At 69.0% G+C, this 19,063-nt stretch carries 14 protein-coding genes; 4 read left to right on the top strand and 10 right to left on the bottom strand.

All coding sequences use genetic code 11. From position 1 onward, the window contains the following. Positions 1-470: 470 nt before the first annotated feature. Complete coding sequence (locus ACFVKT_RS03385; RefSeq protein WP_385728118.1) at positions 471-3,152, top strand: LuxR C-terminal-related transcriptional regulator; 2,682 nt, start codon at positions 471-473, stop codon at positions 3,150-3,152. A gap of 187 nt (positions 3,153-3,339) precedes the next feature. Here the strand turns inward: ACFVKT_RS03385 and ACFVKT_RS03390 are convergent, their stop codons facing one another. The 3 genes from ACFVKT_RS03390 to ACFVKT_RS03400 all read right to left on the bottom strand — a co-directional run bounded on the left by ACFVKT_RS03390 (position 3,340) and on the right by ACFVKT_RS03400 (position 5,735). After that, on the bottom strand, positions 3,340-4,011 hold the full coding sequence (locus tag ACFVKT_RS03390) for an enoyl-CoA hydratase-related protein (RefSeq protein ID WP_385727038.1): 672 nt from the start codon (positions 4,009-4,011) through the stop codon (positions 3,340-3,342). Between the two features lie 156 nt (positions 4,012-4,167). Continuing rightward, positions 4,168-4,389, bottom strand: coding sequence for a hypothetical protein (locus ACFVKT_RS03395; protein ID WP_385727040.1), 222 nt, complete (start codon positions 4,387-4,389; stop codon positions 4,168-4,170). A gap of 356 nt (positions 4,390-4,745) precedes the next feature. Continuing rightward, entirely contained in the window at positions 4,746-5,735 is a 990-nt protein-coding gene (locus ACFVKT_RS03400) for a proline dehydrogenase family protein (RefSeq protein ID WP_385727042.1), read from the bottom strand. A gap of 115 nt (positions 5,736-5,850) precedes the next feature. On the opposite strand from ACFVKT_RS03400, the gene ACFVKT_RS03405 reads away from it, so the two are divergent. Beyond that, positions 5,851-6,810 (top strand): GlxA family transcriptional regulator, encoded by a 960-nt coding sequence (locus tag ACFVKT_RS03405; RefSeq protein WP_385727044.1) that lies wholly within the window; start codon positions 5,851-5,853, stop codon positions 6,808-6,810. Positions 6,811-7,279: 469 nt separating this feature from the next. On the opposite strand, the gene ACFVKT_RS03410 is transcribed toward ACFVKT_RS03405, so the two are convergent. Continuing rightward, positions 7,280-7,762 carry a hypothetical protein gene (locus ACFVKT_RS03410; RefSeq protein WP_385727046.1) on the bottom strand — a complete coding sequence of 161 codons (483 nt, stop codon included), beginning with the start codon at positions 7,760-7,762 and terminating at the stop codon, positions 7,280-7,282. Between the two features lie 358 nt (positions 7,763-8,120). Here ACFVKT_RS03410 and ACFVKT_RS03415 point away from each other — a divergent pair, with 358 nt between their 5' ends. Further along, positions 8,121-10,784, top strand: a complete 2,664-nt coding sequence (locus ACFVKT_RS03415) for a LuxR C-terminal-related transcriptional regulator (RefSeq protein WP_385727048.1) — start codon at positions 8,121-8,123, stop codon at positions 10,782-10,784. A 189-nt stretch (positions 10,785-10,973) separates the two neighbouring features. Here the strand turns inward: ACFVKT_RS03415 and ACFVKT_RS03420 are convergent, their stop codons facing one another. The 4 genes from ACFVKT_RS03420 to ACFVKT_RS03435 all read right to left on the bottom strand — a co-directional run bounded on the left by ACFVKT_RS03420 (position 10,974) and on the right by ACFVKT_RS03435 (position 15,769). Then, positions 10,974-11,315 carry a hypothetical protein gene (locus tag ACFVKT_RS03420; RefSeq protein WP_385727050.1) on the bottom strand — a complete coding sequence of 114 codons (342 nt, stop codon included), beginning with the start codon at positions 11,313-11,315 and terminating at the stop codon, positions 10,974-10,976. Positions 11,316-11,644: 329 nt separating this feature from the next. Continuing rightward, positions 11,645-13,387 (bottom strand): serine/threonine-protein kinase, encoded by a 1,743-nt coding sequence (locus tag ACFVKT_RS03425; RefSeq protein WP_385727052.1) that lies wholly within the window; start codon positions 13,385-13,387, stop codon positions 11,645-11,647. A 968-nt stretch (positions 13,388-14,355) separates the two neighbouring features. Next, positions 14,356-15,021, bottom strand: a complete 666-nt coding sequence (locus tag ACFVKT_RS03430; RefSeq protein WP_385728120.1) for an aspartate/glutamate racemase family protein — start codon at positions 15,019-15,021, stop codon at positions 14,356-14,358. 199 nt (positions 15,022-15,220) lie between these two features. Beyond that, positions 15,221-15,769, bottom strand: a complete 549-nt coding sequence (locus tag ACFVKT_RS03435) for a hypothetical protein (protein ID WP_385727054.1) — start codon at positions 15,767-15,769, stop codon at positions 15,221-15,223. A gap of 237 nt (positions 15,770-16,006) precedes the next feature. On the opposite strand from ACFVKT_RS03435, the gene ACFVKT_RS03440 reads away from it, so the two are divergent. Continuing rightward, complete coding sequence (locus ACFVKT_RS03440) at positions 16,007-16,525, top strand: hypothetical protein (protein ID WP_385727056.1); 519 nt, start codon at positions 16,007-16,009, stop codon at positions 16,523-16,525. 724 nt (positions 16,526-17,249) lie between these two features. Here ACFVKT_RS03440 and ACFVKT_RS03445 read toward each other — a convergent pair. Both ACFVKT_RS03445 and ACFVKT_RS03450 read right to left on the bottom strand, forming a co-directional pair. Next, positions 17,250-17,630, bottom strand: a complete 381-nt coding sequence (locus ACFVKT_RS03445) for an anti-sigma factor antagonist (RefSeq protein WP_385727058.1) — start codon at positions 17,628-17,630, stop codon at positions 17,250-17,252. 436 nt (positions 17,631-18,066) lie between these two features. Beyond that, the gene (locus ACFVKT_RS03450; protein ID WP_385727060.1) at positions 18,067-19,017 is read right to left on the bottom strand and encodes an NADP-dependent oxidoreductase; all 951 of its coding nucleotides are present in this window, start codon (positions 19,015-19,017) and stop codon (positions 18,067-18,069) included. Positions 19,018-19,063: the final 46 nt, after the last annotated feature.

Consider the following 19,063-nt stretch of genomic DNA (forward strand, 5'->3'; position numbering starts at 1 on the left):
GGTCGCATGGGTCGGCTGCAGGCTGGAGATGGAGCGGCCGGCAACCCGCGCTCCGCGAGCGCGCGGCCGACGCGACAGCCCGCCCTGGCAGCCGGAGGTTCGAGGCGCTCCGGGAGCGGCGGCCGCGGAGCCGACGAAGAGCGCGAGGTGTCCGGTGTCCAGGTCGTGCGATTCGACAGGTCTCATGGGCCTGTTGTCAGCTTGACAACCTTAGTTGTGCAACTAAGGTTGTTGTGTTGTGAAGCTTGCCGGGATACGTAGCGTCGCTTGCCCTGAACGTGATGTGCGCGGGGCCCGATGTCACCGCTGGGGCCCCGTATATCGCACCGCCCCGGAGCGGTTCACATGTCCATGCAGTCCGGCCGTTGGCCGCCTCGAAGGTGGCCGGTCGGTCCGCGCGAGCTTGAGAAGGTCAGCAGAACCCTGGGGGAGTGGTGGGAGTGCAACGTCAGCTGGGGCGTTGGCCGTTGGTGGGGCGTGGAGCCGAACTGGAGGCCTTCGCTGGGGCGTTGGCGGACCGACGGTGCCGTGGGTTCATGATCGACGGTCCTGCCGGTGTCGGAAAGTCCCGGTTGGCGGATGAGTTCCTGGTCCGGGCTGTCGGCGCGGGCTTCGAGGTGGCACGGGCGACGGCGAGCGCGGCGGCCGGTGCGGTGCCGCTGGGGGCGGTCGCGCACCTGCTGCCCGCCGGACTGGACATGTCCGACCCGGCGGCCGGGTTCGCCGCGGTTTCGGACGCGCTGGCCGGGCCGCGGCGCCGCCGGTGGGTGCTGCTGATCGACGACCTCCATCTGCTGGACGCCGCCTCCGCGATGCTGTTGCAGCAGTTGATGGCCACCGGCTCGATCCTGGTGATCGGCACCGTACGCACTGGTGAACCGCTCACGCCGGCCGTCGAGGCACTCCGCGCCGGTGACACGGTCCGCCGGGCCGAGCTGATCGAACTGGATCAGGAACAGGTCGAGGCGCTGTTGCAGGCGGCGCTCGGTGGCCCCGTAGGCCGACGCACCCTGCACCAGCTGTGGACCGCCAGCGGCGGCAACGTGCTCTACCTGCGCGAACTGGTCCACGGCGCGATGACCTCCGGTGACCTCGTCAGTGACGGGGAGATCTGGGTCCTGCGCGAAGGCCGGCTGCCAGGCACTCCGCGGCTGACCGAGCTGATCGGCGCCCGGCTGGCCCTCGCCTGTCCCGCCGGGCGGGCGGTCCTGGAACTGCTGGCGTTGTGCGAGCCGCTCCCTCTGGGGGACGCGGAAAGCCTTGCCCCGCCGGACACGCTCGTCGGCCTGGAACACGCAGGTCTGATAAACATCGCGCAGGACCTGCGACGCGCCACGGTGACGCTGGCCCACCCCCTGTACGGGGAGGTGCTGCGCGCCGGCCTGCCGGCTCTGCGCCGCCATGCGCTGTTGGTTCAGCAGGCCGCCAGGGTCGAATCCCATGGCGCCCGCCGACGCGACGACCCCCTGCACATCGCCATCTGGCGGCTCGCCGCCACCGGCACCGCGGATCCGGCCCTCCTCACCCAGGCCGCGGTGCTGGCCCGCCACGCGCACGACTACCCCCGGACCGTCGCCCTCCTGCAAGCCCTGCCGGAGGACGACAGAACAGCAGCGGTGCGTCTCATGATCGGCGAGGCGCTGGCCCAGTGGGGAAAGTGGGACCAGGCCGAAGCGGCGCTCGCCGAGGCCGACGCGCTGCTCGCCGACGACCAGGACAGGCTCATGATCGTTCTGTCCAGGACCGCGAACCTGCTGTGGGGCAACGCCGACGTCACCGAGGCACTGGCGGTCAACAACGCCGCCCTCGCGCAGGTTCACCAGCCCGCCACCCGCCGCAGCCTGCGGTTCAACGAAGGTTTCCTGCGCATCGCGGCAGGACAGCCCACCCAAGGACTGCCCCTGCTGGACGACATGGAAGCGGACATGGGCCAGGCACCCGACAGGACCGCCTGGCTGCGGGCCGCGTTCGCCAGATCGACCGGACTCGCCCTGGTGGGACGTACCCGTGAAGCCGTGGCTTGTTCCGAACACGCCTATGCCACCCATCTGCGGGTCGGTGCCCACGTTCTCGTCAAACACCCGGCCACCCAACTGGGACCCCTCGCACTCGCGCTCGCCGAAACCGGTCGGCTGGCCGACGCCTGCCGCATGGGTCACCGCGCGTACAGCGAACACACCGTCTCCAGCACGACCGGCCGGATATGGTCCGCCGTCTCCTCCGGCCGTATCGAGTGGCTGGCCGGCCACCCCGCCGGTGCGCGCCGCTGGTACTCAGAAGCCGCCGCACTCGCCCGCACGGTCGACGGTGCCATCGCGCTGCGCCCGGCTCTGAGCGGTCTGGCCGCCTGTGCCGCTCTGCTCGGGGATACCGACGCGGCAGAGGCGGCCCTGGCCGAGTACCAAGCCGCTCCGACCCTGCCCCCGCGCATCTTTTCCGTCGGTGAGGAGCGGCTGGGCGAGGCGTGGCTGCTGGCGTCCCGTGGTCATCTCGCACCAGCACGGGCCATGCTCGTCGCGGCCGCCGGGGAAGCCCGGGAAACCGGTCACGTCACCGCCGAGGCCATGCTGCTCACCGATGTCGCCCGTCTCGGCGGCCCGAAGGAAGCCGCCGGCCGGCTCGCCGAACTCGCGACGCTGTGCGACGGGGCACTCGCCCCTGCCCGCGCCGAGCTGGCCGCAGCGCTGGCCGCCGATGACCCGGACCAGCTCCTGCGGGCAGCCGACGCATGCGAGTCGGCCGGCGCGGACCTGCTCGCCGCCGAAGCCGCCGCGGCAGCCGCCGCAGCCCTGCGACGCACCGGGCGGCCCCGCGCAGCGGCCGCGGCGAGTACCCGCGCCGCCGCTGTCGCGGTGCGCTGCGAGGGCGCCCGCACCCCAGTCCTGGCGACTGCCGAGGTCACCGCACCGCTCACCGCCCGCGAGCGGCAGATCGCTCTGCTCGCGGCGACCGGCACATCGAGCAAGGACATCGCCCAGGCTCTGGATCTGTCGGTACGCACCGTCGACAACCACCTCCACCACGTCTACGCCAAGCTCGGTGTCATCGACCGACGCGAACTTGCCAAGACACTCGGTGTCACGCCTTCCCGCGTGCTCCATCAGCACCCGGAGGCTCTGGCCGTCGGTGTTCGGCCGGCCGCCCCGCGATGATCGCCTGTACAGGCTGAGCTGTTCGCCGGCGTGAGAGCTGATGCGCAGGGTTGCCCAGGGCTGCGGCGGGCACCCTTCCGGTCCTGCTCGTGCCGCCTGCGTCCTCGCGCGGCGGGCGGCTGGGGTGACTTGGTCCCCGCGGTGAAATTGTCCCGTGCGCGCGAGGTGGGCTTGGTGGGGGTGCTGGTCAGCCGAGTGGGTTGCTGGTGTCGCGCAGGGTGGCCATGGCCAGGGCGTACATCCGTGCCTTGATGATGGCGAGTGTGTCGCCGGCCTTGTTCACCTGTGCTTGGGCGATCTCGATCGCGGTGGAGCGTACGGCGTCCTCGGGGAGCGCATGGTCGACGATGCCGACGGCCGCGGCTGCGGCACCACCGTAGCGGCGGGCGGTGGTCATGGCCTCGTGCGCGGTCTGCGGGGCCAGCCGGGACTGGATGAGAGCGGTCATGCCGGGGGTGAAGGGGATGTTGATGTCCGCTTCGGGCAGGCACCAGTAGCCGCGGTCCGCACGCATGACGCGGAAGTCGTGGGCGAGGGAGAACATCGCACCGGCGGCGAAGGTGTGTCCCTGCAGCGCGGCCACCGTGATGACCGGCAGCGACAGCATCCGCGCGAACAGCGAATGGACCGAGACGACGTAGTCCTGGTGCTGGTCGGTATGGGCGAACAGCCAGTCCAGGTCGAGTCCGTTGGAGTAGAACTTGCCTGTGGCGGTGGTGACCAGGGCGCGGGGGCCGTCCGCCTTCTCCACCTCGTCGAGTGCGGCGCTGACAGCTGTGAGCCAGTCGGGGTGAAAGCGGTTCTCCCCGTCGCCGAGGTTGAGGACGAAGACGTTGTCCTGACGGTCGAGCGAGGGCATTGCGACTCCTTCGAGTTGAAGAGGTGTAGCGGTTACGGCTACGGCCAGGGCAGTGACTCGCTCCGGGGCGCTCACGCGGGGCGTACCGGAGCAGGTCGCGGATCTCGGCCGCGGCTGCCCCGATCGGGGCGGTGCTCTGCTCGGTCCGGCACCTGATCACCGCACCTTCGACGGCGGCAATGAGAACATGGCGGCGTCGATCAGCCCTGAGACGAAGTCCCCCACCCGTGCCACGGCCTCGGCGATCAGATGAGTCCGCCCGCCGGAAAAAGAATGATGCACCGAGCCGCGCGGGGTTCCACTGTGGGCGAGGACCCGGTCGATGCTGGTCGCGCTCGCCCCGGACTCACGTAGCAGAACAGCGGCACTGAGGATCATCCGGTCACGGCTGTCAGGCCTGCGAGGACTCACCCTCCTACCACCTTCCGGATGGCGATATGGCCCGCGAATGAAGCGATTACCCGTCAGTAACTTATGCCGTATGGCACAGAACATGCAAGAGGGTTGTGATGGTCATTCACCCAGGGTCAGGCGCCTGCCGGCCGAGGCGCGAGCGCCGTCTGTCAGGGCAGCGGCCGCGCAGATCGGGCGGCGAGCAATGGGGGTGGTATGCCGTCGGTGCGGGTGAGACATCGGCTGGACGGTCCCGGTTTCCATCACGCCGTGCCGGCCGGCTTCCCGGACGAGAATGAGGTTCCGGCGGACCTGGCCTCGACCAAGCGCCGGGGGTGGGTTCAGGAGGAGGCGTCGATGAGGGCCTGGAGCAGGCGCTGGGGGTCTTCGGCGATCCTGTTGCAGACGTAGAGCCACCATTCGGTGCCGAAGACGACGTACTCGCGAGTGGGGTGGCCTCGCTCCGCCATGGCGTCGAGGCGGTCGGGCCCGAGTCCGCTGAGGGTTTCGAATTCCCAGGGACTGGTCCCGCTTCCAGCCCCACCGAGGCGGTGGTCAATGCGGTGGATCAGGTCCCAGTCGTGTGTGGCGAAGGAACACAGGTGGCCTGAGTCGGCCAGTTGTGCCGCGTGGTCGAGATAGGCAGTGGTCAGGGCCGGGTCGTCGCGCGAATACGCGATGGTCTCCGATTCGAGGAAGGCGCCCTTGACCAGGCGGATGCGGCCAGGAAGGGCGAGAAGTCTCCGCAGGTCTTCGGCTGTGCGGTGCAGTCGTGCCTGGACGGTGATGCCGACATGGTCGAACTGTTCGCACAGGGTGCGGTGCAGCGCCAGCACGGCGTCGGTGCGGTCGGAGCCCTCGGCCGAGATGATCATTTCCCGCCCGGTCTCGGCGGTGGCCCGCGCGACGCGGGAGGCGTTGGCCAGGGCGAGTTCTTCACTTACGGCGAGGCCGATGTGGGAGAGGTCGAGGGAGATCGAGCAGCCCGGCGGCAGGAGTCGGGCAGCGTCGAGGAACACATCGGTCTCGGTCGTGGCTCGCTGCTGATCGCGGCAGCTTTCGCCCATGTACTCGATGTTCACCCGGTGGCCGTCGGCGATGATGCGCTGCGCGCGGTCCTGGGCATCGACCAGGCTCTCCCCTGCGACGAAGCGCCGGGCGATCTTACGTGCCAAGGGGCCCAGGACCGGGTCCTTCGGGACGCGGCGCTTCAACTCCTCGTCGAGCGCGAGCCTTTGGAGGATCTGCGCAGCCTGTGACGAACGTTCAGTGGCTTCGGCGGAGGGGAGGAGGTGCGTCGAGGTCATCAGGTGCCTAGCTGTCGGTGTCACGCCTGGAACGGGAACGGCCGCAAGCTTTCCAGGGCCGGGCAGGCGACGATAGTGGCAGAAATGACAGGTAGGCTGAAATTACCGCCAACCCTGTCGGCAAGGAGTCCAGGAACTGATGATTCGCGATGTCGCAGTCCTTGCCCTCGAAGGCAGTCACGCCTTCGAGCTGGGCGTGTTCTGTGAAGTCTTCGGCATTGACCGGAGCGATGACGCGCTGCCTGTCTACGACTTCGCGCTGGTCTCGGTCACGGGCGACAGCGTGCCCACGCGCCACGGCTTTGACGTGCGGGCTTCTCACGGCCTGGAGCGGCTCGCCTCCGCGGATCTCGTCTGTGTCCCGGCCTATGACCTGGGTGTACGGCAGCCGGACCGTCTGGCCGATGAGCTGCGCGCCGTAACCGAGCGTGGCGCCCGCGTCCTGAGCATCTGTACCGGCGCCTTCCTCCTGGGCGAGGCGGGGCTCCTGGACGGGCGACGCTGCACCACCCACTGGCGCTACACCGAGGAACTCGCCCGGCGTCACCCGTCTGCCCGGGTCGAGTCGGACGTGCTCTATGTCGACGAGGACCCGGTCATCACGGGGGCCGGCACCGCCGCCGGTGTGGACGCCTGCCTCCACCTGGTCCGCAAGGAGCACGGCAGTGCCGTTGCCAACGCCATCGCCCGTCGTATGGTCGCACCCCCGCACCGGGAAGGCGGTCAGCGCCAGTACCGCGAACGCCCTCAGCCTCGGGAGGCAACCGGCCCCCTCACCTCGGTACTGGCCTGGATCGAAGCCCACCTCGACCAGAACCTGACCGTCGAGGCGATGGCCCGCCACGCTCACCTGTCTCCGCGTACCTTCGCCCGTCGCTTCCAGGAGGAAGCAGGGACCACCCCGCTGCAATGGCTGACAGGACAGCGCGTCCTGCTCGCCCAGCACCACCTGGAGACCACCGACGACCCGATCACCGCCATCGCCCGGCATGCGGGCTTCGGCACTGTCGACAACCTGCGCCACCACTTCGTCCGCCGTCTGGGAATCACACCTCAGGGCTACCGGCGTACATTCCGTGCGACGGTGAACGAGTCATGATTCCGCCGGAATCCGGACCCGGCCGGCTCCTGTCCGTCGTCTTCTCCTTCGAGCTCGACCGCATCCGCGTCGCCCGACGGCAGGCAGCGCGAGCCACCCGCGGGGCTTGAGACAGTGCGCTGTAGCGCGGCCAGGAGCGGGGTTTTCGGTGCTTGAGCGGGGGCAGTGGCGCGTCGCCCTCGTCTCGGACCTCCGGCCCTTCCGTGCGACTACGGTGCCACCGTGCACGGTGGCCGGCTGAGCCGGTCAGAGACCCGGCGCCCGACGCGCGAATACCGGCCGGCGAAGTCCTCGTCGCGCCAAGGCCGTTCAGCCCGTCTCCCACCCGTACTGCTGTCGTACCGTCCGGAGTGCCGGCCCCCGCGATCTTCGAGGTCGGTAACAAACCGTCGCGAGCAGGCGTGCAGCAGGAGAGGCGCGGCATCCACCGGCCCGTAGAGGCACATCGTGATGGCGCCATTCGGGGTGGTCATCCGGTCTTCGCCTCGGCGACCGCCCCGCTGAGCCGATCGACGAAGGTGTGCCCCGCCAAGTCGTCGCTGAGCCCGAGGAATCGGGATGCGCCCACGGACGTACCGGACCAGACTCCCGTGACCGTGGCTCCGAAATCCACTATCGCCAGGGATCTCTCCGCGGTGACGCTCAGCCCGTCCAGTCTGGCTGAACTCACCAGCGTCCCCAGCCTCTCACCCGCCACGGCCACCACAAGGTGATGCCGTGTGACCATGACGACCGTGCGGAGCTCGGTGTCCTGGTTCGCCGTGCCGGTGAGCCGGGCGAGCAGACCGGGTCTCTTCAGCCGCACACTCGTCGTGGAGCAGCAGTACCGCGCCGTACCGAGGATGTCACCGAGCTGATGTTCCCGCGCGTGCTTCTCCACCGCCGACCGGAGTGGGCCGCCGATCTCCGAGGCCATGACGTCTTCACTGGTGCGTGTGTAGAGGCGAGCCACTTCATTTCCTTCTGTAAGGCGCCTGCGGATCATATTCACTTCTTTCTGTAGGGCACCTGCGGATCATGAACCACGGCGGTCGGGGGGCGGAGCGGGCACACTCTGTCCGTTCCCTTGCGCGAGCAGTCATGAGTGCTCGCGTGTGCCGGCAGGGTGCCACCTGTCGGCGGCGGACCGGGTGAGTAAGACGTACTCATCCCGTTCGTGGCTCGCCGGAGCGGTTCTGACAGCCGCCCGCAATCGCGTTCCATTCCGTCCGGCGGGGTGGAGATCCCCCGGGGCGGAAAGCACTTGGACGCACCTCGCCTGATCGTGTCTGCTGTCCCTGTACGGTTCGGTCTTCGGCCAGGAGGTCACCATGAGGACGGCAGACCAGTGCGGACAGTGGCCGCTGATCGGACGGGACGGCGAACTGGCGTACTTCGCCGACTCGTTGGCCGACCCCTCGGCGCGCGGATTCGTCATCCACGGTCCACGGGGTGTCGGCAAGTCGCGGCTGGCCGCTGAGTTGTTGGAGCGAGCCGTGGCAGCGGGATTCCACGGTGGCCGGGTCGAGGCGAGCAGGGCCGCGGCGGCGATACCGCTGGGGGCCATCGCCCATCTCCTGCCGCACGGTCCCGAACTGATCGACCCCGTCAGGGACTTCGTGGTCGTCGCCGGGGCGCTCGCCGGACCTGGCCGGCGGCGCTGGGCCATCCTCGTCGATGATCTGCACCTTCTGGACGCGACCTCCACCGTCCTGCTGCGGCAGCTCATGGACACCGGGCTGATCCGGCTCATCGCCACGGTTCCCCCCGAGGGATCCATCAGCGACGCCGTGCAGGCCCTGGCGCACGGCGACGCGATCCATCGGGTCGACCTCGCGCAGCTCGGGATGGACGAGGTGGATGCTCTGCTGAGCGCGGTACTCGGTGCACCCGTCGACCGGTTCACCCTCGGCGAGTTGTTCCGCGCCTCGGACGGAAACCCTCTCTACCTGCGAGAGTTGGTCTTCGGCGGCTTGGCGGCGGGAGCCCTGAGCGGAGACGGGGAAGTCTGGAGGCTGGCGACGGACCGGTTACCCGGCACCGAGCGGCTGACCGAACTGATCAGCTCGCATCTCGAAGCGACCACCCCGGCCGGACGAAGGGGACTGGAGTTGCTCGCCCTGTGCGAACCGCTCTCGCCGGACGATCTCATGCACGTGGTGAGCCTGAACGTGCTTGCGGAGCTCGAGCACGCGGGACTGGTCCGCAGTACGCAGAACAGGCGCCGCACCACCGTTCACCTGGCGCATGCCTTGTACGGAGAGGTCCTGATCGCCGGCATGTCGGACGCGCGTCGGCGCACCCTCCTCCTGGAACAGGCGGAGCGTCTCGAGGCCCGACAGCACCGCCGGCGGGGAGATCCGCTGCGCATCGCCACCTGGCGCCTCTGCGCCACAGGAACAGCTGACCCCGCCCTGCTCACCCGGGCGGCGACCCTGGCCCGCCACGCGCACGACTACGCGCAGGTTGCCGCGCTCCTGAGGGCTCTGCCGCCGAACGCGCGGACGACCACGACTCACTTGGTGCTCGGGGAAGCGCTGTTCCAGATGGGGGACTGGGGCCCGGCCGACGAGGCACTCGCCGCGGCCGACGAATCAGCCGCCGACGAGCAGGACATCCTGGCCGTCGCGCTGGTCCGGACGGTGAACCGGCTCTGGAGCAACGCCTCCTTCTCCGAAGCCCTCGCTCTCAACGACACCACCCGGCTCCGTGTCACCTCCCCGCAGAGCCACCGCTCGCTGCGGCTCAACGAAGGCTTCCTCAGGACAGCGGCCGGGCAACCGGCCCAAGGACTGGCCTTGCTGGAAGACCTGGCGACGGACATCGGCCGGGTGCCGAACGCCGACATCTGGCTCAGGGGCGCGCTGATGAAACCCATCGGCTTGGCGCTGACGGGGCGTCCCCTCGAGGCCCTGGTATGGGCCGAACGTGCCTACGACGCCCACCTGCGGACCGACGAACAGGCTCTCGTGTCCCACCCCGCCACTCAACTCGTCTCCACGGTTGTCGCGCTGACCGAGGCCGGACGCCTGGCCGAGGCCTCCACACGGGGAGAGCGGGCGTTCGCAGACGTCGGCGGTTCCGACACGATCGTCCGTGCCTGGATGGCGTTGTCCATCGGGCGAGCGCAGTGGCTGGCGGGGCGCCCCAGATCGGCGCGTCGTTGGTACGCGGAGTGCGCCGCGCTCGCCCGGGCCATTGACCACGTGATGGCTCTGCGCCCCGCTCTGGCCGGTGTCAGCGCGTGTGCGTGGCTCCTCGGTGACCTTTCCGCGGCTCGGGCGGCCTCGGCCGAGAGCGAGGCGTTGCCCCCCGTTCCTCAGGGCCCCTTCTCCGTCGGCGAGCAGAGTCTGGCGGCAGCGTGGAGGCACGCCGGAGAAGGAGACCTCGTCTCCGCGCGTGCGGTTCTCCTCGAGGCCGCGGGCAAGGCCCGGGCGACCGGACACATCACCGCGGAGGCTTTGTTGCTCACCGACATCGCCCGCTTGGGGGGTGCCGGTGAAGCGGCGGGCCGACTCGCCGAGCTCGCTGAGCGAAGCGATGGCGGACTTGCGCCGACGCGTGCCCGGTTCGCGCAGGCCTTGGCCGGCGGTGACCCTGACGCATTGATGCGGGTGGCCGACGAGTGCGAAGCGACGGGCGCCGATCTCATGGCGGCGGAGGCCGCGGCGGCCGCCGCCGGAGCTTGGCGTACCGCAGGAATGTCCCGCCGGGCCACGGCCGCCACCGCCCGGGCCGAGGCAGCTGCCGCGCGCTGCGAGGGCGCGCGCACTCCGCTTCTGGGTGCCATGGAGTCCATCACACCGCTCACCGTCCGTGAAAGGGAGATCGCTGAGCTGGTCGTGTCAGGCCTCCCGGTCAGAGAGATCGCCGCGACGCTCGGACTCTCCTCACGGACGATCGAGAACCACCTTCACCGCACGTACATCAAGCTCGGTGTGTCCACTCGTAGTGAACTGACCGACACGCTAGGAGAGCGGTCACGCGCCGGATGACCGACCTCCTGAGGCGGCGCTTGCCCGCGCCCGGGCGTGTCCGAGAATCAGGACGCCCGGGGGCCGAGGTATTCCCAAGTGCTGCGTCCCCAGCGCCCGTTGGGCACTCCCGCCGACCGGGGGCGGGCGGTCGGCAAAGTTCAGACACATGTGCGCCCACTCACTTGGTGTCAGCCTTCTCCACACGTGTCACGAGCAGCGATAGGTGAGAGCGACGGACGAGGTGTACACCGTGGGGGACAGGATTTCGACGACCGCGACAGCGTCGTACGTGCCGTGTCCATGGAAGGTCCACCGCAGGGGAAGAACGGTCTGTTCCTCTCCGTCGGCGACGGACTGGCGCAGCACTCCTGAGACGTTCCCGTCACTGCGGAGCCAGCGGTACCGAATGGTGCCCGCACCGCCCTCGGATCGGACGAGCGCGGTGACGAGAGCCGTCTGCTCACACCCCACCCGGACTCTGTCGGTGTGGACGTGCACCTGTGTGACGCTCAAGGGCGCCGAGAGATGCTGCCAGAGGAAGTACGCCACCGTGGCCCCTACGAGAAGCGCGCTTGCTGTGCGGCGGGCGTACCGGAGCTTCCCGGCCCTCCTTTTCCGCGGAGAGAGCGTCTGGTCAGTGCCCCGCCATGCGGTGATCGGCCCTTCGGCGAACGGCTCCTGGTCGAAGGTATCTTCGTCCAGCCGTAGCGTCGGGTTCGCCTGTGTGGGGCCGGTGGCAGGGCGATGAAGGCCCGTTCGCCACAGGGTCGCAGCCTCGGACTCGGGCGTTTCGGAGGGAGAAGAGGACGCGGGTAGCGTGTTCGCCCAGTTCGTCGAGAGATATTCCGGCTGTTCCTCCCGCCGGCGACTGTCAGGATTCACCGCCGTACCGCGATCGGTCGAAGGCCGTCGAGCTGCGGCCCGGACCACGTGCAGGCCACGGCGTTCACGTCCTGGTAGGCGCTGCCCGAAGGCGCCGCAGGCGAGGTGGTGGCACTCAGACCCCAGTAACCCGAGCAGTCCTTGACCCCGAAGGCGTGATCGACCGTCATCGAGTACGTGGTGTGACCGCTGAGGGAGACGGTCTCGGCGGCGCCGTGCGGTGTCTCGGGCGTGTCCTTGGTGTCGCTGGTGTACCAGGTGAACGTGACGGTGATCGGCTCTGCGCTGGTGGCGGTGAGTGTGACATTGGCCGAGACGACGTTGTCGGACAGGTCCAGGGACATGGATCCGATCTCCAGGGAGGTGACGGCCAGGGGCGAGGGAGCGGAACTGGAGGGTGCGGGCTTCGCCCCCGCAGGAGCCGCCACCGGCGGAGGGGGCTCTTCGGTGTCCGCCTCCCCGGAGTTGACCTGACCGGCCTGGCCGGGTTCGGCCTCCGGAGACACCGTGATTCCGTTGAGCGGGGCGGAAGGCGAGGAGGAAGAGGCAGGAGAGGAGGCGGACGCCGTGGGACTTCCGTCCTTTCCGGACGCCGAAGGTGGCGATATCGCCGGTTCCGCACTGCTGCTCGGCGCGCCCTTGGACAGGGAACTCTCCGCGTTGGCCCGGTCCGGCGCCGGCTGCGCCATCACCGCGACGCTCACCAGCCCGACCGTGGCGAGCACGGCACCCGTGGCGAGAAGTACGCGTCTTGGGACGGGACTTGTTCCGCCGCGGCGCGGTCGGTCGGTGCGGTGGCCGCCTGCCCCGATGCCCACGGGAGGTGCGGAGACCGTCGTGGTGGCAAAAGTCGTATCGCCTTCCGAAGTACTCGACGGCTCAGGCAGCATGAACAGCAGAAGTGCGGCGGCGGCCAGGTCCCGGTGTCCGCGTTCCTCCCAGTCCGCTCCGTACGCACGCTCCGCCACCTCTTCCAGGTGGATGAGGAGTTCCTCGGCCGAGGAGTATCGGTCCTCGGGACTCTTGGCCATGCCTCGACGGACGAGGTCCTGCACGGGCTCAGGCACCAGGTCGACGGGAACCGCGTCGGAGAGGTGCTTGAGGGATATCTCCGCCAGGTTCTCGCCACGGAACGGCGGAGAATCGGTCAGGCACTCGAAGAATGTGACGGTCGCGGCGTACACATCGGTGGCGGGAGAGGCCTGACGTCCGCGCCACTGTTCAGGCGCCATGTAGAGAGGAGTGCCGGCGGTGGTCGGGGTGCTGCCGTCGCGGGCCGCAATACCGAAGTCGACGAGTTTCGAGGTCCCTTCTGCGGTGACGAGCACGTTCTCGGGCTTGTAGTCACGGTGTACGACTCCGGCGGTGTGAGCCGCCACCAGCCCCAGCAGGGAACCCTTGAGTACCCCGAGGGCGGCTTCGACAGTCGTTGCGCCGTCGTGGCGCAGCAGCGCGCGCAGCGTCGGCCCATCCACCAACTCCATCACCATGGCGGCGCCTTGAGCGGTCTCCACATAGTCGTAGAGACGGACCACGTGTGGCGAGTCCAGCCCTCGCAGGAGGCTCGACTCGGCTCTGAAGAGGTTCAGGAACGTGGCGTCGCCAGTCAGGTGCGTGTTGAGGTACTTGATCGCCACCGGCGAATTCGTCAGCGGGTCGACGGCCATCACGACGCGACCGCTGGCTCCGGCTCCCAGTTCTCGGGTTTCCACATAGCCGGGGAGGGTCCAGGTGTGCATGGTCAGATCCTTTAAGAGGAGAGCAACGTTCGCGGCGACTGTGACCGAGCGGCCGGACTCGGACCGCTCGGCAGGCCAGGGCTCCACCCTCCGGCAGGACCGCCGGCGTGACATGAGTAAGAGCTACTCGTCCATGGGACCGGTGGTGACGGCGAGAGCGGAAGCACGCCGAAGCGGGCAGGTTGCGCTGCTCGCTCGCGGTGCGAGGGACGGCCGGAAGAGCACCGTGGAGCAGGAAAAACTCGTGCGCGTCCGCAGCAGACGCGGTGCATCCCGGCACAGCCCTGGGGGGATGCGAAACGGGCCCCCGGCCGACACCCCGATCACGTCTGCCGGTCCAGCCGGACCCGGTGTACGTTCCCGGGCAGCTTTTCCGCTGTCGCAGCCGCTGTTGCACGCTGCTGTTGCACCAGTTGTCGCGCCCGCAGTTGTCGAAGTCGAAGCCGTCGAGGTCGAAGCCGTCGAAGTCGAAGCCGTCGAGGTCGAAGCTGTCGAAGGCGCAGCGGTCGGAGCCGAGTCCGAAGGCGTCGAAGCCGCAGATGCCGGAGCCGTGACCGCGTCCGCCTCGACCGACCGTGAGTCGATCACTCCACGGCTCCGCATCGCGCCTTGGCCTCACGGATCCTCGCGAGCAGTCGGTCGTGGAACCTTCTGTCCAGCACCTGATCGCGCCGGTGACGGTAGAGCGCCCAAACCCGTTCCGCGGCGCGAAGTCCACGGGCATCGTCGGTCGTTTGACGCTGTTGTCCACCTGGTGGCGGGCCGCGTCCGGCGTCGCCCGGTGCCAGTACGCCTCCTGCTGCCGGCCCGGGCCACCCAGCCGGCTCGGCAACGGCAGCGGCGGCCGGACCACGGTCCGCACCGCGTTCGTCATGTCCGAGGAATATCGCCGAACATGGTCCGGGTGATCGGCCGCATTCCCGCACCGGTAGGGCGGATGTCTGGGAACGCCTGACGATCCGATGTGATCAGGAATCGCGGAGGTGAAGCCACTGCCGCACGACTTCGCTTGCGAGACATTCGGCGGCGTCGACGACTGGCAGGTCGCCTGGAGCGTGTTGGCGGATGGCGCTCAGGTCGAGGCACGCGATGAGTGCGGTGTCGGCCCCCACGAGACGCAGGAGCAGGCCGATCTCGCGCCAGGCATCCGCGAGTTCTGCCGACCCGGCCGAAGCGCGGGTCAGCCCGAGCAGGCGGTCGACCTCACCCTGCCAGCCGACATCCGCGGCAGTGAAGCCTCGTGCGGCCAGCGCCCGCTGGTAGATGCCTGATTCCACGGTCGGGCGGGCGGCGATCAGGCCGATGGTCCGCGCAGCGGCAGGCATCACATCAGCCGTGAGTTCGACCATGTTGAGCAAGGGAGGCTCTACAACCGCAGCCAAGCTCGGGTAATAGACATGGGCGGTATTGCACGCAATGGCCAGAAGATCGGCACCGGTGGCTTCCAGGTCCTTCAATCCGCCGCGGATCGCAGCCTCCAGGGCGTCATGGTCGACAGGGCGGTCTTCGTAGAACGGTGCCGGCTGGGAGCAGATCATGATCTTGGGAAAATCGATGTCGTCCCGTGCTCCGTACTGCTTCTGGCACTCCGTCACCACCATTTCTATGAATGGTGCCGTGGACCGTGGCCCCATACCCGCAAGGATCCCGATCAAGGGGTGTTCCACTCTTCTCTCCGTTCCGATTTCGCATGAAAACGGCTGCTCTGTGAGTGACGGAACTCGCCGGTTCCTATGATGCGAAAATTGATGTTCCTGGGTGTCATCAGTGTGGAGTGCCGTGGCCGCCCAATTCGAATCGTCACGGAGTGCAGAGTCCACCGCACACCCACGGTCAGACCTTCTTTGCCGCGGCGACTGCCGAGTGGAGTTGGTCCAGGAAGTCCCGGCCCTCGGGGTCGTCGCCGAGTCCGATGTACTTTGACGCGAGAATCGCGACAGGACGGAAACCCCACCACAGCCCGGAGACGACTACTCCGAATCTGGGCGCCGATGGACCGGACGCAGCGCGCCCCGCAGGCGCACCGGCGGCGAGGAACCGACGCGAGGGGTCGACGAGGCTGATACCGTCCAGCCGCGTGGAACTGACGTGTACGCCACGCTTCTCTCCCGACGTGACCACGACGAGGTACCCAGAGGTAATGACGACGACCGTGCGATGTTCAGTGTCCGGGTCCGGGGCCACGGGAACGAAGAACCTCGACAGCAGCCCGGGCGTCTTCAGACGTACGCTTATGGTCTCGCAGCAATGTGGTGCCGCGCTGTCCATTTCCTCGATCATCTCGCCGAGTTGGTGGGCCTCCGTATGGGCGTCGATGGCCGCCCGTATCACCGGGTCGATCTCATTCGCTGTGTAACGTCTGCTGACGCAGGTGTAGTTCATGGCGCTCCCGGTTGGAAGGATATCCTTCAGCTGTGATTGCGGTGCGTCATTTCTCGTTGGGGACGCAGTATGGAGGAGACGGCAAGCCCGTGTGAAAGGTCGAGTCGGTTCATTTGCTTATTTCCCTACTCCGCAGGCATCGATCGCTCATCGACGCCTGGGCCGGAAAGTCGCCCGTGAAGCGGCCGACGACTCACGCGGGGTCAGGTCAGCCTCGGCCCCGATCTGAGGTGGCGCATGAGTAAGGCCTACTCCATCCACATCGCGGGCATCGCCGCAGGTGAGCTGCCATTAGCGGGGGCACAGTCTCCGGGCTTGGGGAACATCGGTACGCAGGCCGCCCGGTTGACCCGCACCGCGCTGGGCGAGCTGCGCGACCGCCAACACACCCGCGGGCGCGCGTTCGGCACCGTCGCGATCCGCCGTCCCGCCGGTATCGAGGTGTGGTTCGACCAGGGCCTCGTCGCGTTGCGTCACCCGGCACCGGACGCGCGCACCGCTTTCGTCGCCGCGCTCGGGCTCACCGCGGACGACCCGCATCCGACCGACGCGCCACGGATCGCAGCGCCCGGCGCACCACGCATGCTGGTACCGGTCCACGACCGGTCGGCGCTGCTCCGAGTCCACCCACACCTCGGCAGGCTGACAGCGGCGTGCCAGCGGTACAGGCTCCTCGGCAGTTTCGTGTACGCACCGCCGGTTGGCGACCGACCGGGTGCGGCGCGGATGTTCGCGGCGACGATCGGTGTCGACTAGGACGTCGCCAACGCCAACGCCAACGCCAACGCCAACGCCAACGCCAACAGCACCGGCGCCTGGCCGCCCACCTGCTCGACACGACAGGGGCGCTGACTGCTCGACACGGCGGGGGCACCGACAGTCGCGATCGAGGTGGAGCAGGGTTGCAGCCTCGGCCGACCGATCGGCTGGCGTGCTCGCTTCGGCCCGACGCGGGCCGGCGGGTATCACGACGCGGGCCGGCGGGTTAGCGGTGGTCCGCGACGGACACCGAGGCGACAACTAGACCGTCCTCTTGTGCGATCCCCGCACTGGGCTGGGTCTGTCCGCTGAGGTCAAGCGTTGGGACCCGGTGGCGGCGGTCAGCGGGACGCGGTGTCGAGGTCGCGGCTGTGTGTCCATCGGGAGACTCGCAGCTTGGCGGCGACGGCGGTTCGGGTTTGTCCGGAACCGAGCGGGGCGCGGGCGTCGGCGATCTGTTCGGAGAGCAGGGTGCGAGGACGGTGCGAGGACGGCCGCCGACGCGGCCTCGGGCGCGGCCGGCGTCGAGGCCTTCGCGGCGCTTGAGCCCGGAACGACTCGGTCTCAGTCCGTCTCGAAGGCGTCCTCCCGCAGATGCGCGGTGAGGACTTCGGCGATGGTGTCGAGGGCGTCCTTGAAGGCGACGTGGTCGGCCCCGGCGAGGCACCTCGTCCGGCTGCTCCAACCCGCAGAGTCGTCAGGCTGAGAGGCCGGAGAGCCGTCAGAGGCTGCCGGACGTCGCCTCGGGCTGCCCCAGCGCCTCGTCCAGCGACGCGCACGGCGGCAGCAGGTGGGCGAGGCCGGTCACCTTGAGGATCCGCAGGGTCAGCGGGTGGGTGCAGACGAGGTGCAGCCGGCCCTCCCGGGCGAGCACGCGGCGCCTGGCCCGGTACAGCAGGCGCAGCCCGGAGCAGTCGAAGAACTCGACCGGCCGCAGGTCGATCACGATCTGCGGTGCCTGGCCGCCCGTCGCGGAGTCCAGGAAGGGCGTGATCTCCATCGCCGCAAGGATGTCGATCTCCCCGTGCAGTTCCAGCACGGTGTGGCCGCGGTGCCGGTGGACACGCAGATGCCGGGTGTGGGGTGCGGGGCCGGGCGCCATGACGGCATCACCTCCAACCGGCTGCTGAACCGTTCCTCATTGCAGGGTCCGGAGTCACCAGGGGCCGGGGTGACGGCGCCCGTGAGCTTAGACGCGACACCTGGGTACTGGTGGTTGCAAAACCGTTCCTTGCCCTGCAAGTTACCCTCGTTGGGATGAATTTCAGCATGTTCGATTGACATATGTCTTCGATTTGCGCGATGCGTCGTCCTCCCGGCTGAGGGTTGTCCTCCTTCAGGATGAGTTGACGTAGTTACGACAGTGCGCGCCAGGCCCTGGACAGGGCTTGGCGCGCACTGGTCGGTCCGGCAAGGATGTCGACGCGCCGGCCGCGCGGAGGCACCCTCGTCGCTGTTGATCAGCCGCCCGTCGGCACCCAAGTCGGCGACTCTCAGCGGGCGTTGTCGGTTCCGTCGGTGACTGCCGGCGAACGCTTTCAGTCGACGACGAGCACCAGCTTGCCCGTGGTCCGGCCGGTGTCGCCGAGCGCGTGCGCCTCCGCGGCCTCGGCCAGCGGGAACGTCCCGGCGATGGCCGCGCGCAGGTTCCCCGTCTCGACGAGCTCCGCGATCGCCTCCATGCCGGCGCGGTCGGCATCGACGAGCAGCCGCACCGCCCGTACGCCGAGCCGCTCGGCCTCCTCGTAGAAGTCGTCCGTACCGATCGGCAGGATCGAGACCACGATTCCGCCCGGACGCAGAACCCGCAGTGAGCGGACCGCGTTGTCGCCGCCGAGCGTGTCCAGGACGACGTCCACGTCCTTCACCGCCTCGGCGAAGTCGGTCTCGTGGTAGTCGATCGCCTCGTCCACGCCGATCTCGCGCAGGAAGTCGTGCTTGCCCGCGCTCGCCGTGCCGATCACATACGCGCCCCGCGCCTTGGCGATCTGCACGGCCACGTGACCGACCCCGCCGGCCGCCGCGTGGATCAGGACCCGCTGCCCGGGCCGGACGTCCGCCGTCTCGACCAGCGACTGCCACGCCGTCAGCGAGACGAGCGGCAGCGCGCCCGCCTGGACGTGGTCGATACCGGCGGGCTTGGGGGTGAAGGCGCGGGCCGGGGCGGCGACGTACTCGGCGTGCGAGCCGTGTCCGAACGGATAGGACAGCATGCCGAAGACCTCGTCACCGGCCTTGAAGCGGGCGACGCCGACGCCGACGGCCTCGACCACGCCGGACACGTCCCAGCCGAGGACGAAGGGCGGCTCGCCGAGGAAACCGCCGGTGGCGCGGTGCTTCCAGTCGGTCGGGTTGACCCCCGCGGCACGGACCCGGACGAGGATCTCGTTGGGCCGCGGCGCGGGCCGCTCCACCTCGACGACTTCGAGGACCTCGGGACCGCCGAGGACGTGCTGGGTGATGACTCGCATGGTGTTCACAGTGCTCATGGTCATTCAGCCTGCCGTGCGCCGCCCGACAGGAAAATGGCACGAT

Origin of the sequence: Streptomyces sp. NPDC127595 (genome assembly GCF_042671685.1) — a bacterium.
Classification (GTDB): Bacteria; Actinomycetota; Actinomycetes; order Streptomycetales; family Streptomycetaceae; genus Streptomyces.